Origin of the sequence: Plantactinospora sp. CA-290183 (assembly GCF_050936375.1) — a bacterium.
GTDB lineage: Bacteria > Actinomycetota > Actinomycetes > Mycobacteriales > Micromonosporaceae > Plantactinospora.
Window position 1 is genome coordinate 13,525 of the sequence record NZ_JBNJMX010000014.1, and the last position, 16,600, is coordinate 30,124.

Below are 16,600 nucleotides of genomic sequence, written 5' to 3' on the forward strand. Positions count from 1 at the left end.
CCCCGGAGGCGACAGTTCCATGGCATCCGTGATCGTGAGCGGCGCCCGTACCCCGATGGGACGGCTGCTCGGCAACCTCAAGGACTTTCCGGCGACCGGGCTCGGCGGGGTCGCGATCTCCGCCGCCCTGGAGCGCGGCGGGGTGGCCCCCGACCAGGTGCAGTACGTGATCATGGGTCAGGTGCTGCAGGCCGGCGCCGGCCAGATCCCGGCCCGGCAGGCGGCCGTGGCGGCCGGCATCCCGATGTCCGTACCGGCGCTGACCATCAACAAGGTCTGCCTCTCCGGGCTCGACGCGATCGCGCTGGCCGACCAGCTCATCCGGGCCGGCGAGTTCGACATCGTGGTCGCCGGCGGGATGGAGTCGATGACCAACGCCCCGCACCTGTTGCTGGGGCAGCGCGCCGGCTACAAGTACGGCGACGTGGTCGTGAAGGACCACATGGCGCTGGACGGCCTCACCGACGCCTGGGACTGCTGCGCGATGGGCGAGTCCACCGAGCGGCACAACGGCCGGCACGGGATCACCCGGGCCGAGCAGGACGCCTTCGCGGCGGCCAGCCACCAGCGGGCCGCCGCCGCCCAGAAGAACGGCGCGTTCGCCGAGGAGATCGTTGCGGTGAGCGTGCCGCAGCGCAAGGGCGACCCGCTGGTGATCAGCGAGGACGAGGGGATCCGGCCGGACACCACCGCCGAGTCGCTGGGCCGGCTGCGGCCCGCCTTCGCCCCGGACGGCACGATCACCGCCGGCAGCTCCTCGCCGATCTCCGACGGCGCCTGCGCGGTGGTGGTGATGAGCAAGGCCAAGGCGGTCGAGCTGGGCCTGACCTGGCTGGCCGAGATCGGTGCGCACGGCAACGTCGCCGGTCCGGACAACTCGCTGCACTCCCAGCCGTCCAACGCGATCAACCAGGCCCTGCGCAAGGCCGGGCTCGGCGTCGCCGACCTGGACCTGATCGAGATCAACGAGGCGTTCGCCCAGGTCGGCATCACGTCCACCCGCGACCTCGGGGTGAGCCCCGAGATCGTGAACGTCAACGGCGGCGCGATCGCCCTCGGGCACCCGATCGGGATGTCCGGGGCCCGGCTCGTCCTCACCCTGGCGCTGGAACTGCGGCGGCGGGGCGGCGGCACGGGTGCGGCGGCGCTCTGCGGCGGTGGCGGCCAGGGCGACGCGTTGATCATCCACGTGCCCGGGCAGGGCGGCGGGCAGGGGTGACGCCGCCGCACCCGATCCCGCCCGTGCGGCGCAGCCGGGACGTACCCCTGCTGGTCGAGCGGGCCCGGGCGGGCGACCCGCGGGCGGTGGCCCGGCTGATCACCCTGGTCGAGTCCGGTGACGAGCTGCTGCCGCGGGTCGCGGCGGCGTTGGCGCCGTACACCGGTCGGGCCCAGGTCATCGGCCTCACCGGTTCGCCCGGGGTGGGCAAGTCGACCACCACCAACGAGCTGGTCCGGGCGCTGCGGGCCCGCGACCACCGGGTGGGGGTGCTCGCCGTCGACCCGTCCAGCCCGTTCACCGGCGGCGCGATCCTCGGGGACCGGGTGCGGATGCAGGACCACGCCACCGACCCGGGCGTGTACATCCGGTCGATGTCCAGCCGGGGGCACCTCGGCGGGCTGGCGGCGGCCACCCCACAGGCGGTCCGCGTGCTGGAGGGCGCCGGCTGCGACGTGGTGCTGGTCGAGACCGTCGGGGTCGGGCAGGCCGAGGTGGAGGTCGCCTCGCTGGCCGACACCACGCTGGTGCTGCTGGCCCCGGGCATGGGGGACGCGGTCCAGGCGGTGAAGGCCGGCATCCTGGAGATCGCCGACGTCTTCGTGGTCAACAAGGCGGACCGGGACGGCGCGGACGCCACGGTCCGGGACATCCAGGGGATGATCGCGCTCGGCGAGCGCGGTCCGGGAGAGTGGCGCCCGCAGGTGATCCGCGCGGTGGCGGTCCGGGGCGAGGGCGTCGACGACGTCGCCGCCGCGATCGAGAAGCACCGCGGCTGGCTGGTCGAACACGGCGAGCTGCGCCGCCGGCGGGAGGCGCGGGCCGCCGCCGAGGTCGAGGCGATCACGCTGGGCGTGCTCCGCGGTCGGATGGGCTCGCTGCGCGCCGGTACGGGCCTCGACGCGCTCGCCGTACGGGTGGCCGAGGGCTCCCTCGACCCGTACGCGGCCGCGGCCGAACTGCTCGCCCAGCTCGACCGGCCGGGCGGCTGACCAGCCGGCTTCTCCGACCAGGCTCACCTGACCCGGCACTTCCGGCGGTACCTCGGCACCGGCCGGCCCGGTACCCCCGGTCCTGACCGCACCGTCCGATGTGCGCGACGGCGGCGCGTCCGATGTGCGCGACGGCGGCGCGGAGTGCGGACGCGAGGTGGCCGCGCCGAGTAGGCTCCGTCGACGCTGACGCGCGGCGCAGGCCGCCGGGACCAGCCGCCAAGACCAGGGGAGATGCGTGAAATGACCGAGGTTGTGCCGAACGATGCGGGCCAGGCTGTGGACGGCTCGGGAGCGGCGGGGCAGGCCGCGACCGCGTCGGGCGCCAGCAGGGGTGCCACCGTGGTGTCCGAGGAGGTCGTCGAGAAGATCGCCGGCACCGCGGCGCGCTCGGTGCCCGGTGTCGCCGATCTCGGCGGCGACGTGGCCCGGTTCTTCAACAGCGTGCTGGACCGGGTCGGGCTGGACGAGGTGGGTGACGCCAGCCGGGGCATCTCGGCGGAGGTCAAGGGGACCAGCGCGGTCATCAAGGTCGTCCTGGTGATCGAGGCGGGTCACGTGGTGGGCGACGTGACCGAGGCGGTCCGGGCCAAGGTGATCGAGGCGGTCGAGAACTACGGCCTGCGGGTCACCGAGGTCAACGTCAAGGTCGACGACATCGAGCTGAACCCGCCCGCGGCCGCCGGCGCCTGACCGCCACCCCCACCGCCGCCCCACCGCCGCCGGGAACGGTTAGGAAGGGCCCCTTCCTATGCAGAAAGCGATAAGAAGGGGCCCTTCCTTACGTCCTTAGCGATCGTTCAGTGAAGCCCTCTAGAATCCGTGGCATGAACGCCGACCAGATTGCCGCCGGCCGCGCCCGCTGGCAGGCCCGGTACGACGCAGCGCGCAAGCGGGAGGCGGACTTCACCACCCTCTCCGGGCTGCCCGTGGAACCGGTCTACGGCCCCGCCGAGGGCGTCGACCACCCCGGCTTCGACCGGATCGGTTGGCCGGGCGAGTACCCGTACACCCGGGGGTTGTATCCGACCGGCTACCGGGGACGGACCTGGACCATCCGGCAGTTCGCCGGCTTCGGCAACGCCCGGCAGACCAACGAGCGCTACAAGATGATCCTCGGCGCGGGCGGCGGGGGTCTCTCGGTCGCCTTCGACATGCCCACCCTGATGGGGCGCGACTCCGACGACCCGCAGGCGCTCGGCGAGGTGGGGCACTGCGGGGTGGCGGTCGACACCGCCGCCGACATGGAGACCCTCTTCGACGGCATCGACCTGGCCGCGGTCACCACCTCGATGACCATCTCCGGGCCGGCGGTGCCGGTGTTCTGCATGTACCTGGTCGCCGCCGAGCGGCAGGGCGCGGACCTGTCCCGCCTGGACGGAACGCTGCAGACCGACATCTTCAAGGAGTACATCGCGCAGAAGGAGTGGCTCTTCGACCCCGAGCCGCACCTGCGGCTGATCGGTGACCTGATGGAGTACTGCGCCCGGGAGATCCCCCGGTACAAGCCGCTCTCCGTCTCCGGCTACCACATCCGGGAGGCCGGCTCGACCGCCGCGCAGGAACTGGCGTACACCCTCGCGGACGGGTTCGGCTACGTCGAGCTGGGCCTGAGCCGCGGCCTGGACGTGAACGTCTTCGCCCCCGGCCTCAGCTTCTTCTTCGACTCGCACGTCGACTTCTTCGAGGAGATCGCCAAGTTCCGGGCGGCCCGGCGGATCTGGGCGCGCTGGCTGCGCGAGGTCTACGGCGCCACCGACGAGCGGGCGCTCTGGCTGCGCTTCCACACCCAGACCGCGGGGGTGTCGCTGACCGCGCAACAGCCGGTCAACAACGTGGTACGCACCGCGGTCGAGGCGCTGGCGGCGGTGCTCGGCGGCACCAACTCGCTGCACACCAACGCGCTGGACGAGACCCTGGCGCTGCCGACGGACGAGTCGGCGGAGATCGCGCTCCGTACCCAGCAGGTGCTGATGGAGGAGACCGGCGTGACCAACGTCGCCGACCCGCTGGGCGGCTCGTGGTACGTCGAGGCGCTGACCGACAAGCTGGAGGCCGAGGCGGAGGAGATCTTCGCCCGGATCCGCCAGCTCGGCGGCGAGGGTCCGCACCCGATCGGGCCGATGACCTCCGGGATCCTGCGCGGCATCGAGGACGGCTGGTTCACCGGTCACATCGCCGAGTCGGCCTTCGTCTACCAGCAGGCGCTGGAGAAGGGCGACAAGAGGATCGTCGGGGTGAACTGCCACACCGGCACGGTCACCAAGGAGCTGGAGATCCTGCGCATCTCGCACGAGGTCGAGGTGGAACAGCGCCGGCTGTTGGCCGACCGCAAGGCGGGTCGGGACGACGCGGCGGTGGCCGCCAACCTGGCCCGGATGGTCGAGGTCTCCCGTACCGGCGGGAACATGATCCCCGCGATGCTGGACGCGGTACGCGCCGAGGCGACCCTCGGGGAGATCTGCGACGCGCTCCGCGCGGAGTGGGGCGTCTACCGCGAGCCGGCCCGGTTCTGAGTAGCGGCGGCCGGGCGGTGCGGATGGTCGGGGTTGGTCGCGTCGCGTGCGAGACTAGACAACCATGAGCGACCCACGGATCACCTCGTCGATCTTCACCCGCGGCGCGGTAGACCTCGGCGCCCTGCGCGCCGCCCAGACCCCCGCACAGCCCGCGGCCAACCCGCCCACCAGCCGCGCCGCCTCCGGCGACGCTCCGCCCGCCCAACCCGCCGCGGGGGCGGGTGGGGTCGCCGTGATCGACGTCACCGAAGCGACCTTCCAGACCGAGGTGCTGGAGCGGTCCCTGACCACCCCGGTCGTCATCGACTTCTGGGCCGAGTGGTGCGGGCCCTGCAAGCAGCTCTCCCCGGTGCTCGAACGGCTGGCGGCGGAGTACGCCGGCGCCTGGGTGCTTGCCAAGATCGACGTCGACGCCAACCCCCGGCTCGCGCAGATGTTCCGGGTGCAGGGCATCCCGATGGTCTACGCGGTGGTCGGCGGCCAGCCGGTCGACGCCTTCTCCGGCGTGGTGCCCGAGGCACAGCTGCGGCAGTGGCTCGACGCGGTACTCAAGGCCGGCGGCGTCGCCGTGGCGGCCCCGGAGGACCCCCGGCTCGACGAGGCCGACGAGGCGCTGATGACCGGTGACCTCGACGCGGCCGAGCAGGCGTACCGGAAGATCCTGGCCGAGGCCCCGGCGGACGCCGCGGCCGAGGCGGGCCTGGCCCAGGTGGCGCTGGCCCGTCGGGTGGGCGGCGCGGACCCGTCGGCGGCGCTCGCCCGGGCGGAGGCGAACCCCGACGACGTCCCGGCGCAGCTGCTGGCGGCCGACATCGAGGTGCTGAGCGGACAGGCCGAGCAGGCGTACGCCCGGTTGGTCGACCTGGTCCGTCGGACCGTCGGCGATGACCGGGAGGCTACCCGGCAGCACCTGGTGTCCCTGTTCACCATCGCCGGTCCGGATGATCCCGTGGTCGCCAGCGCCCGTCGGGCCCTCTCCCGGGCGCTCTTCTGACAATGTGAGTACGAGCAGCGGGTGTGCCGGCCGGGCAGCCGCGATACCGGACGGGAGCACATGATGCGCCGGATCGCCGTCCTGGACGCCCCGTCGAACCTCGGGCTGCGCCCGCCGACCCTGACGTCGGTGCCGGGTTGCGCCAAGGCGCCGGGTGCGCTGCGCGACCATGGCCTGCTCGCCCGGCTCGGCGCCCGGGACGCCGGCTGCCTCACCCCGCCCCGGTACGACCCCGGCGACTGGCGTCCCGGGGACGGGGTGTGCCACGCCGACTCCATCGCGAACTACTCGATGGCGCTGGCCGACCGGATCGGCGCCATCATCGACCAGGGCGAGTTCCCCGTCGTACTGGGCGGGGACTGCTCGGTCCTGCTCGGTTCGGCGTTGGCGATGCACCGGCTGGGCGAGGCGGTCGGTGGGCGGATCGGGCTGGTCTTCGTGGACGGCCACTCCGACTTCCGGCACCCGGGCAACGCCTCGTACGTCGGCGCGGCGGCCGGGGAGGACCTGGCCCTGGTCACCGGCCGGGGACAGGCCGACCTGGCCGCGATCGAGGGGCGTCGGCCGTACTTCCGGGACATCGACGTGGTGGTGCTCGGCATCCGCGCGCACGACGAGTACCGGCTCGACCTGCAGGCCGCCGGCATCGTGACCCGGCCGGTGCCGGCGTTGCGGGCCGAGGGGGCGGCCCGGTCCGCGCAGTGGGCGCACGACCAGCTGACCGACTGCGCGGGCTACTGGGTGCACGTCGACGTGGACGTGCTCGACCCGGCGGTGATGCCCGCGGTCGACGCGCCGGACCCGGGCGGGATCGCCTTCCCCGAGCTGGAGCTGCTGCTCGCCGGCCTGGTCGACACCCCGCACTGCCTCGGGGTGGAGATCACCGTCTTCGACCCCGACTACGACCTCGACGGGACGTACGCGGCCGAGATCGTCGGCACCCTGGTCGCCGGGCTGGCCCCGGTGACCGCTCCGGAGGCGGCCCCGCCCCGGCTCGCGGCGGTCCGGTCCGCGCCGGTCGACCGGGCCGGCAGACTGGCGGCGCGTGCCGGCGCACCGGTTCCGGCCCCCCGGGGCGAGCCCGCCGACCGGCTGTCGCCCGCGGACCGGCTGTCGCCCGCTGACCGGCTTCCCTCCGCCGACCTGCTGCCCCCCGCCGACCTGCTCCCGTCCGCCGATCGGCTGTCGCCCGTCGAGCGGGCTGAGCCGGTCGGTCCGCCCGCCGTGGTCGGCCCCGGGCGGTTGCGCCGCACCTCGCCACCGGGCGACGGCCAGTCCGTCGAGGTCCCGCCGGTCGAGTTCCGGGCCGGTGCGGGGCGGGTGACCGAGGTGCCGCCGCTCGACCTTCGCCCGTTGGATGGCCGGGCCGCCGAGCGCCGGTCGGGGGGCGATGCTCGATCGGGGGATGGCTCGACCGACGGAGAGCACGGTCCCGATGCCGCCCTGAGCAACGGCGACCCCGCTCCGGGCACCGGCCCCGACGCCGAGATCGCCTGATCGTCTGCCCGCCCGCCCGCCCGTCCGTCTGCCGGCCCGTCTGCCCGCCCGTCGGGCTCATCGGCGGTGGTCGGCGTCCGGCGGGCCCGATCCGTCCGGAGCGCGCACCCCGATCGCTGCCGTGACGATGTCCGGCGGCCCGCACGGCTGGGCTTACCGGCCGACCGGAGCATCCTGACTCCGGCACTGTAGAGCTGCCCCGTCTGTGCGCCCGCGCTCGCGCGCCGGTGTTCGTCCGCGCGCCGGTGTTGGTCCGCGCGCCGGTGTTGGTCCGTGCTCGGGTGCCGGTGTTGGGCTGCGCTCGTGTGTCGGTGTTGGGCTGCGCGGTGTGGGTGTTGCTCGCGCACGTGTGAGTGTTGGTCCCTGCCCGGGTGTGGATGGCGGGCTGCGCGCGGGTGCCGGTGTTGGTCCGGGCCCGCGTGTCCGTGCTCGTGCGGGCGGGGGCGCCCCGTTGGTGCGCCCAGGTCTACAGGCGCCGCGGCAGGTGTCGTCCCGGGCCGAGCTCGCGGGTCCGGTGTTCGTCCGGGCCCGCGTGCCCGTGCCCGTGCGGGCGGCGGCGCCCCGTTGGTGCGCCCAGGTCTACAGGCGCTGCGGCAGGTGTCATCCCGGGCCGGGGCCATCGCGGGCCGGGGCCATCGCGGCGGGCCGTGGTCGCGGAAGCACGCCGGGCGCGATTCCGCCTCTTGCCCGAGCCCGCCGTCGGCCGCCGTCGCCGCCGTCGCCGCCGTCGTCCTCGTCGTCGTCGTCGTCGTTGACATGTGACCAAATGGTCACCTATCTTTGGCCGGTGGACGAGGTGTTCAAGGCGCTGGCCGATCCGACCCGCCGGGCCCTGCTGGACGAGCTGTTCCGGGCCGACGGGCAGACGCTCGGCGCGTTGGAGGAGCGCTTCCCGATGAGCCGTTTCGGCGTGATGAAGCACCTGCGGCAGTTGGAGCAGGCCGGTCTGGTGGTGACCCGGCGACGAGGTCGGGAAAAGCTGCACTTCCTCAATCCCGTTCCGATCCGGCTCGTCCACGACCGGTGGGTGAGCAAGTACGCCGAGCCCTGGGCGGCCACGCTCAGCGGCCTCAAGAGCAGACTGGAGCGTTCCATGGAGCGAGTCTTCGAGATCTACATCCGTACGACCCCGGAGCGCCTCTGGGAGGCGATCACCGACGGCGAGATCAGGAGCAGGTACAACTTCGGTTCGCGGGTCAACTCGGACTGGCAGCCCGGATCCCGACTGGAGATGACCCACCCGAACGCGGACGGGCTGCTCGGAGAGGGCGAGGTCATCGAGGTCGAGCCGCCCCGCCGACTGGTGCACAGCATGGTCGCGCTCTGGAGCGACGAGGTGAAGGACGTGGGTGCCACCAGGGTGACCTGGGAGATCGAGCCGGTCGGCGACTCGTGCCGGCTGACGGTGACTCACGGCGAACTTCCGGAGGGGGCGAGCGAGCAGCTCTACGGCGGCTGGCCGATGATCCTCTCCGGGCTGAAGACGTGGCTGGAGACGGGTGAGGTGCTCACCACACCCGGCTCACTCCTCTACGGTCGCTGACCGCGGCGGCTCGGCGCCGGGTGCGGAGTTCCGGCAGGGACATCGGGGCATTCGCGATTGCGGTAGTGTGCGCGGTCGCTGACTCGCTTTTGTCTGTCCTGAGAGGAATAACAATGTCCGCAACCGATACCGCTCCGGCGGTCGGTCAGAAGTCCTGGCTCGTCGCGCTACTGCTCTGCTTCTTCGTCGGCGTTATCGGCGTGCACCGCTTCTACGTCGGCAAGGTCGGCACCGGCATTCTGATGATCGTCACCTTCGGCGGCCTCGGCCTCTGGGTGCTGATCGACTTCATCATGATCGCGGTCGGCAAATTCACCGACAAGCAGGGCCAGGTGCTGGCCGCCCGCTGACCGGGCTTCTCTTCGCCCGATCCGCGAGGTGTCGGGGTGGTCCGGCCGGAACACAGCCGGCGCGACCACCCCGACGGCGGATCAGCGACCGGCCAGGCCGCGCAGGAACCTCTCGGCGATCGGTACGGCGGCAGCCGAACCCGATCCGCCCTTCTCCACGAAGACCGCGAAGGCGATGTCCCCCTGCCAGCCCACGAACCAGGCGTGGGTGTGTGCCGGATTGTCGTCGTACTCGGCGGTGCCGGTCTTCCCGTACACCGGTCGACCCGGCACGTCCCGCAGCGCCGTACCGCTGCCCTTGGTCACCACCTCCCGCATCATCGTGCGCAGTGGCTCCACCGAGCCGGCCTTCAGCGGCGGGCCGGCCGGTGCCGGCTCGCCCGGCGCCGGGTCGACGACCAGCTTCGCCGGCTGCCACCCGCCCCGGGCGACCGCGGCGGTGGCCGACGCCATGGCCAGCGGGCTGACCAGCGTGGTGCCCTGGCCGAACGCGGCGGCGGCCCGTTCGGCGGCCGAACCGCCGGTGGAGACCTTGCCGGTGAACGCGTCGACGCCCACCTGCCAGTTGCCCTCCAGGCCGAGGGCGCGTCCGGCGGCGGCCAACCCGTCCGGGCCGAGCTTCGGGGCCAGCGCCGCGAAGGCGGTGTTGCAGGACTTGGCGAAGTCCACCCGGAACGGCACCCGACCGAGCTCGAAGAAGTCGGAGTTCTTGAACGAGCGCCCGTCGACGGTGAACGTCTTCGGGCAGTCGACCGGGGCGTCGAGGCTGACGGCACCGCCGTCGAGCAGCCCCAGTGTGCTGACCATCTTGAAGGTGGAGCCGGGCGGTACCTGGGCGGTGAAGGCGAGGTTCTCCGCGCTCGCGCCGTTGGCGGCGGCGAGCACCGCCCCGTCGCTGATCCGCATCGCCACCACGGCGGCGCGCTGACGGGTCCCGGCCAGCGCCCGGTCCGCCGCGTTCTGCACCGGTACGTCGAGGGTGGTCCGGAGCGCCTCGCCCGGCTTCGGCTCCTGCCGGAACACCTCCGTCCCGGAGGGGGCGAGTGTGCCGTCCGGCTGCTTGTGGGTGATGATCACACTCGTGCCCACGGTGCCCCGCAACCGCTTGTCGTACCGACCCTGGAGGCCGCCGTGTCCGATCACGTCGCCGACCACGAAGGCGCCGGGGTTGGCCGCCATGTCGTCGGCCTGGACCGGGTCGACGGAGCCGAGCAGGGCCCGGGCGAAGTCCCGGGTGGGTGCCAGCTCGCGCTGCTCCTCCCGGAACTTCGTCCCCGGCAGGTAGTAGATGCGTGGCTTGATCTGCAGATACCCCTCCTTCCGCAGGGTGACCACCTCGACGAAGGCGTCCGGTTCGGCGTCGCGCAGCCGCTGCGGCAGATCGGACAGGTCGACCGCCGGGGTGATCGCCGGTCGAATCGCCCGGAACGCCGAGTCGAGGTCCTTGACCAGGGCCGGAACGTCCGGCACCTCCCGGGGCTGCACCCCGACCACGACCACGGGACGGGGCAGCACGACCGGCTGCCCGGCGCCGTCGGCCACCGGGCCGCGCGGGGCCGGCAGGCGGCGCAGCGCGAGCTGGTCGCCGGCGGTGAGCTGTCCCTGCACGATCTTCGGGTCCCAGACCACCTGCCAGTCCTCGTCCCCGACACGCTTGAGGCGGATCTCCGACGGGTACGTCCAGTGCGTGTCACCGGGCAACGTCCAGTCGACCCGTACGGCCGCGGTCGCCGCGTCTTCTGTGATCTTGACCGCACCCTCCCGGCGTACCGCGGGCGGATTGTCGGCCAGCTCGCCCGCGACCGCCTTGAGCTGCCCGGCCACCTCGTCGGCGGCGATGACCTGCCCGGCGGTGTTGCGGAAGCCCACCGCGCTCAGGTCGCCGCCCCGCCAGCCGCCGATGAAGGCGTCCACGGTCCGCTCGGGACCGTCGGAGTCCGAGCAGCCGGCGAGGACGCCGGCGGCGAGCAGCGCCGGGGTCAGGACGCCGGCCAGCAGCCGGCGGTGCCCGGTGGGCCGGGAGCGGACGAGGAGGTTTACGAAGCGCATGCCGGGATCACCTTCCGGGTGGGAGCACCGCCACGGAGCGCGCGGGCGGCAGCCCGACGGTAGTAGGCGCAGACCAGTCCCCGGTTCAGGGGTGATGGCGCAGTGAGCGTGGGTACTCGGGGGCAGCGTGCCCGGTGCCCGCAACGGGTGAAAGGACAGAGTCCGAATCCGGAAGGCCGGCCGGCGGTCCGCCGACGAAGGCGTCAGTCGGCAGGGCCTAGTCTGGGCGGAGAGTGACCCACAGTGCCGTGGGTCGAGGGGAGTGGCACCGATGGACCGGCGTCCGGCGATCAAACCGGAATCCGATCTCTGGCCGGCATATGCTGACCGGGACGACAGTTTCGACTCGGCGACGGACGACGGCGGGCCCGGGTCACGACTCGCCACCGGCGTGACCGGGGTGCCGGGTGCCAGCATCGACACCCTCTACGACCTGGGGCTGCCCCCGGAGGCGCTGGCCGACGACGTCGAGGACGCGGATCTCGACGAGCCGGTGCCGAACGCCGAGCGGCTGGTCGCCCAGGCCGTGACACTGGCCGGTGACGACCACGACGCGGCCACGCTGGTCGACCGGTTCTGGCGGTTCGCCCCGGACGAGGAGCTGATCGGCTTCACCCCGGAGGAGATGCTGGCCGCCGCGCGGGCGCACCGCGAACTGGCCGAGCAGCGGGTCCCGGGTGAGCTGAAGCTGCGCATCCACGAGCCGGCACCGGACCAGCAGCACACCGTGATCGAGATCGTCACGGACGATATGCCCTTTCTGGTGGACTCTGTCACTGCCCTGCTCACCGGCCACCACCTCGACGTACACCTGCTGGTGCATCCGCTGGTCGTGGTGCGGCGCGAGCCGCTGGGCAGGTTGACCGAGGTCGCCGCCGACGTCGAGCCGGACGACGCGATCGACGGTGACCTGGTGGAGAGCTGGATGCGGATCGAGATCGATCCGATCCGCGGTGCCGACGCCCGCAACCGGCTCCGCGCCGAGTTGCAGCGGGTCCTCACCGACGTGCGGGAGGCGGTGGAGGACTGGCCGAAGATGCGCCAGCGGGCGCTCTCGCTCGCCGACGACCTCGCCTCGGCGCGTACCTCCGACAACCGGCCGCCGGTGCCGGAGAAGGACATCACCGACTCGGTGGAGCTGCTGCGCTGGCTGGCGCACGAACACTTCACGTTCCTCGGCTACCGGGAATACAAGCTGGTCGAGACGGAGAGCGGCGACAAGGCGCTGGAGGCGATGCTCGGCACCGGCCTGGGGATCCTGCGCCAGGACTCGCCGACCCCGCGGGCGCTCTCCTCGATGACCCCCGAGGCGAGCGCGAAGGTGACCGAGAAGCGCCTGCTGATCATCACGAAGGCGAACTCGCGGGCCACGGTGCACCGCTCGGCGTACCTGGACTACATCGGCTTCAAGATCTTCAACGAGGCCGGCGAGGTGACCGGCGAGCGCCGCTTCCTCGGCCTGCTCGCCACGGCGGCGTACCGGACCAGCGTCCGCGAGCTGCCGGTGGTGCGGCGCAAGGTCGCCGAGGTGCTGGACCGCTCCGGGCTGAGCCCGCGCAGCCACTCCGGCAAGGACCTGTTGCAGATCCTGGAGACGTATCCGCGCGACGAGCTGTTCCAGATCAAGACCGACGACCTCTACCACGCGGTCGTCGGGGTGCTGCGGATGGCGGGTCGCCGCCAGCTGCGGGTCTTCCTGCGCCGCGACGGGTACGGCCGGTTCATCTCCTGCCTGATCTACCTGCCCCGGGACCGGTTCACCACCCAGAACCGGTTGCGGATGCAGGAGATCCTGCTACGCGAGTTGAACGGCGTCGGCGTCGACTACACCACCCGGGTGACCGAGTCCATGCTCGCCCGGGTGCACTTCATCGTCCGGACCGACCCGACCAACCCGCCCGGGATGATCGACGCCGACCTGCTGGCCGAGGAGCTGGCCGACGCCACCCGGCTCTGGGACGACGACTACCGGCTGGTGCTGGAGCGCAAGCTCGGCGACGAGCAGGCCAAGCGGCTGTTCAGCCGGTACGCCGACGCGTTCCCGGAGGGCTACAAGGACGGGCACACCCCGTACGAGGCGATGAAGGACCTGGCCAAGCTCGAACTGCTGGAGGAGCGCGGCCAGCTCGAGATGCACATGTTCCGCAAGTTCGGGCCGGCGCGGCCGGGCGTGGTGCAGCGCCCGCCCCGATCGGGTGCCGAGGTCTCCGACGAGCCGGAGGAGGCCCAGGGGCAGCCGGGCGGCCCGGCCGGACCCGACGCCGGGGCCGACGACGTCCGGTTCAAGGTCTACCGGTACGGCGAGCCGATGGTGCTCTCCGCGGTGCTGCCGGTGCTGCACTCCCTCGGGGTACGGGTCGTCGACGAGCACCCGTACGAGGTGGACCGGCTCGACGGGCGGATCTACCTGTACGACTTCGGGCTGGAGCTGCCGGAGGGGGCCCGGGACCTGGCCGAGGTGCGCCCGCACGTGGAGAACGCCTTCTCCGCCACCTGGCGGGGCGAGGCCGAGGTCGACGGCTTCAACGAGCTGGTGCTGCGCGGCGGGCTGACCTGGCGGCAGGTGGTGGTGCTGCGGGCGTACGCGAAGTATCTGCGCCAGGCCGGCACGGTCTTCTCCCAGGACTACATGGAGTCCACCTTCATCGCCTACCCGGGGATCGCCTCGTCGCTGGTGGAACTCTTCGAGGTGCGGTTCTCCCCGACGATGCGGCTGAGCGCCGAGGAGCGCAACCTGCGCAGCAAGGAGCTGGTGACCGCGATCGGGCAGCAGCTCGACGAGGTGTCCAGCCTCGACCAGGACCGGATCCTGCGCTCGTACCTGACGCTGATCCAGGCCACCCTGCGGACCAGCTTCTACCAGCGCCGCACGGACGGCCGGCCGAAGCCGTACGTGGCGTTCAAGCTGGATCCGCAGGCGATCCCGGACCTGCCCGCGCCCCGGCCCAAGTACGAGATCTTCGTCTACTCGCCCCGGTTCGAGGGCGTGCACCTGCGGTTCGGGCCGGTGGCGCGCGGCGGTATCCGCTGGTCGGACCGGCGGGAGGACTTCCGCACCGAGGTGCTGGGCCTGGTCAAGGCGCAGATGGTGAAGAACGCCGTGATCGTGCCGGTGGGCGCCAAGGGCGGCTTCGTGCTCAAGCAGAAGCCGGGCGACCGGGACGAGGCGGTCGCCTGCTACCAGGAGTTCATCTCCGCCCTGCTGGACGTGACCGACAACCTGGTCGGCGGGCAGATCGTGCCGCCGCACGACGTGGTCCGGCACGACGTCGACGACCCCTACCTGGTGGTGGCGGCCGACAAGGGCACCGCGAGCTTCTCCGACACGGCGAACGAGATCTCGGTCCGCCAGGGCTTCTGGCTGGCCGACGCGTTCGCCTCCGGTGGTTCGGCGGGCTACGACCACAAGAAGATGGGCATCACCGCCCGGGGCGCCTGGGAGTCGGTGAAGCGGCACTTCCGGGACATGGGGATCGACACCCAGAGCCAGGACTTCACCGTGGTCGGGGTCGGCGACATGTCCGGCGACGTCTTCGGCAACGGGATGCTGCTCTCCGAGCACATCAGGCTGGTGGCCGCCTTCGACCACCGGCACATCTTCCTGGACCCGGATCCGGACGCGGCGTCCTCCTACGTGGAACGCCGCCGGCTCTTCGACCAGCCGCGTTCCTCGTGGGCGGACTACAACCCGGAGCTGATCTCCGCCGGTGGCGGCATCTTTCCGCGTACGGCGAAGTCGATCCCGATCAGCCCGGAGGTCCGTACCGTCCTCGACCTCGCCGCGGACGTCGACACGCTCTCCCCGCAGGAGCTGATGAAGGCGATCCTGACCGCGCCGGTGGACCTGTTCTGGAACGGCGGGATCGGCACCTACGTCAAGGCGTCGTCGGAGTCCAACGCGCAGGTGGGGGACAAGTCCAACGACGCGATCCGGGTGGACGGCAAGGACCTGCGCTGCAAGGTCGTCGGCGAGGGCGGCAACCTGGGCTTCACCCAGGTCGGCCGGATCGAGTACGCCATGGCCGGCGGCCGGATGTACACCGACTTCATCGACAACGCGGCCGGGGTGGACACCTCGGACCACGAGGTGAACATCAAGATCCTGCTCGGTGCCGCGGTGGCCGACGGCGAGCTGAGCGTGCCGGACCGGGACGCGCTGCTGGCCGAGATGACCGAAGAGGTCGCCGAGCTGGTCCTGCGGGACAACTACGACCAGGCGCGGGCGATCGGCAACGCCCAGGCGCAGGCGGCGTCGCTGCTGCCGGTGCACCGCCGGATGATCTGTGACTTCGAGCGGGCCGGGCACCTCAACCGTGAGCTGGAGGCGTTGCCCCCGGACGAGGAGCTGGCGGTACGGACCGACGCCGGTCTGACCGCGCCGGAGTTCGCGGTGCTGCTCGCGTACGTGAAGATCGTCCTGGAGAAGGAGATCCTCGCCGACAGCCTGCCCGACGAGGAGTGGACCGCCGAGGTGCTGGCCGGCTACTTTCCGACCCCGCTGCGCCAGCGGTACGCCGACCGGATGACCGAGCACCGGCTGCACCGGGACATCGTCACCACGGTGCTGGTGAACGAGGCGGTCAACCGGGGCGGCATCTCGTTCATCTACCGGGTGGTGGAGGAGACGGGGGCCTCGCCGGCCGACGTGATCCGGGCCTACGTGGTGGTCCGCGAGGTGTTCGGGCTCCGGGAGCTGTGGGCCGAGGTGGAGGCCCTGGACAACCGGGTGCCGACGGAGGTGCAGACCAGCATCTACCTGGACACCCGCCGGCTGCTGGACCGCGCCGTACGGTGGCTGGTGACCAACCGGCGCTCGCCGATCGACGTACCGGCGGAGACCGCCCGGTTGCGCGACGGGGTCGCCCGGCTCCTACCGGAGCTGGGCAACCTCTTCTTCGGCGGCGAGCGGCGGGCGCTGGAGGCGCACGTCGAGGCGTCGGTCGAACGGGGGCTGCCCCGGGAGCTGGCCGAACGCGCCACCCGGCTGATGTACAGCTTCGGGCTGCTGGACGTGGTGGAGACCGCCACGGAGACCGGCCGGGACGTCGGCGAGGTGGCCTCGATCTACTTCGTCCTCTCGGACCGGTTCCGGGTCGACTCGCTGTTGTCGAAGATCTCGTTGCTGCCCCGGGACGACCGTTGGCAGACCCTGGCCCGGATGGCGCTGCGGTACGACCTCTACGCGGCGCTGGCGGCGCTGACCGCCGAGGTGCTCGGCTCGACGCGGGCCGATCTCGCGCCGGACGACCGGGTGCAGGAGTGGGAACGGTCCAACGCGACGTCGATCACCCGGACCCGCAAGGCGATGGGGGAGTTCGACGAGTCGCAGGCCGATCTCGCCGCGCTCTCCGTACTGCTGCGGCAGATCCGTACCCTGGTCCGGACCTCGGCAGCCGCCTGACCCGCGCTGGCCTGCCTCTGCGCGCGCAGTGACCGT

Annotated in this window: 9 protein-coding genes and 1 pseudogene; 9 read left to right on the forward strand and 1 reads right to left on the reverse strand. The window is 72.3% G+C overall.

Going from position 1 to position 16,600, the window contains the following annotated elements; translation table 11 throughout:
- The first annotated feature begins 19 nt into the window (after positions 1-19).
- The 8 genes and pseudogenes from ACQEUR_RS19000 to ACQEUR_RS19035 all read left to right on the forward strand — a co-directional run bounded on the left by ACQEUR_RS19000 (position 20) and on the right by ACQEUR_RS19035 (position 9,114).
- A complete protein-coding gene (locus ACQEUR_RS19000) occupies positions 20-1,219 on the forward strand; it encodes an acetyl-CoA C-acetyltransferase (RefSeq protein WP_433032786.1) in 1,200 nt (399 codons plus the stop codon).
- Positions 1,216-2,211, forward strand: a complete 996-nt coding sequence (gene meaB, locus ACQEUR_RS19005) for a methylmalonyl Co-A mutase-associated GTPase MeaB (protein WP_433032789.1) — start codon at positions 1,216-1,218, stop codon at positions 2,209-2,211. Before ACQEUR_RS19000 ends, meaB begins: the two co-directional genes overlap by 4 nt.
- A gap of 243 nt (positions 2,212-2,454) precedes the next feature.
- Positions 2,455-2,904 (forward strand): Asp23/Gls24 family envelope stress response protein, encoded by a 450-nt coding sequence (locus ACQEUR_RS19010; RefSeq protein WP_433032792.1) that lies wholly within the window; start codon positions 2,455-2,457, stop codon positions 2,902-2,904.
- Between the two features lie 134 nt (positions 2,905-3,038).
- Positions 3,039-4,727: an acyl-CoA mutase large subunit family protein gene (locus ACQEUR_RS19015; RefSeq protein ID WP_433032795.1), complete on the forward strand. Its 1,689-nt coding sequence runs from the start codon at positions 3,039-3,041 to the stop codon at positions 4,725-4,727.
- Between the two features lie 64 nt (positions 4,728-4,791).
- Positions 4,792-5,724: a tetratricopeptide repeat protein gene (locus tag ACQEUR_RS19020; RefSeq protein ID WP_433032798.1), complete on the forward strand. Its 933-nt coding sequence runs from the start codon at positions 4,792-4,794 to the stop codon at positions 5,722-5,724.
- A gap of 60 nt (positions 5,725-5,784) precedes the next feature.
- Positions 5,785-6,730: pseudogene (locus ACQEUR_RS19025) on the forward strand (arginase family protein); the annotation flags it as partial.
- A 1,278-nt stretch (positions 6,731-8,008) separates the two neighbouring features.
- On the forward strand, positions 8,009-8,764 hold the full coding sequence (locus ACQEUR_RS19030) for an ArsR/SmtB family transcription factor (RefSeq protein WP_433032801.1): 756 nt from the start codon (positions 8,009-8,011) through the stop codon (positions 8,762-8,764).
- 113 nt (positions 8,765-8,877) lie between these two features.
- On the forward strand, positions 8,878-9,114 hold the full coding sequence (locus ACQEUR_RS19035) for a TM2 domain-containing protein (protein WP_433032804.1): 237 nt from the start codon (positions 8,878-8,880) through the stop codon (positions 9,112-9,114).
- 81 nt (positions 9,115-9,195) lie between these two features.
- On the opposite strand, the gene ACQEUR_RS19040 is transcribed toward ACQEUR_RS19035, so the two are convergent.
- Entirely contained in the window at positions 9,196-11,163 is a 1,968-nt protein-coding gene (locus tag ACQEUR_RS19040) for a penicillin-binding transpeptidase domain-containing protein (protein ID WP_433032807.1), read from the reverse strand.
- Between the two features lie 271 nt (positions 11,164-11,434).
- Here ACQEUR_RS19040 and ACQEUR_RS19045 point away from each other — a divergent pair, with 271 nt between their 5' ends.
- Positions 11,435-16,564, forward strand: coding sequence for an NAD-glutamate dehydrogenase (locus ACQEUR_RS19045; RefSeq protein ID WP_433032810.1), 5,130 nt, complete (start codon positions 11,435-11,437; stop codon positions 16,562-16,564).
- The last annotated feature ends 36 nt before the right edge of the window (positions 16,565-16,600 follow it).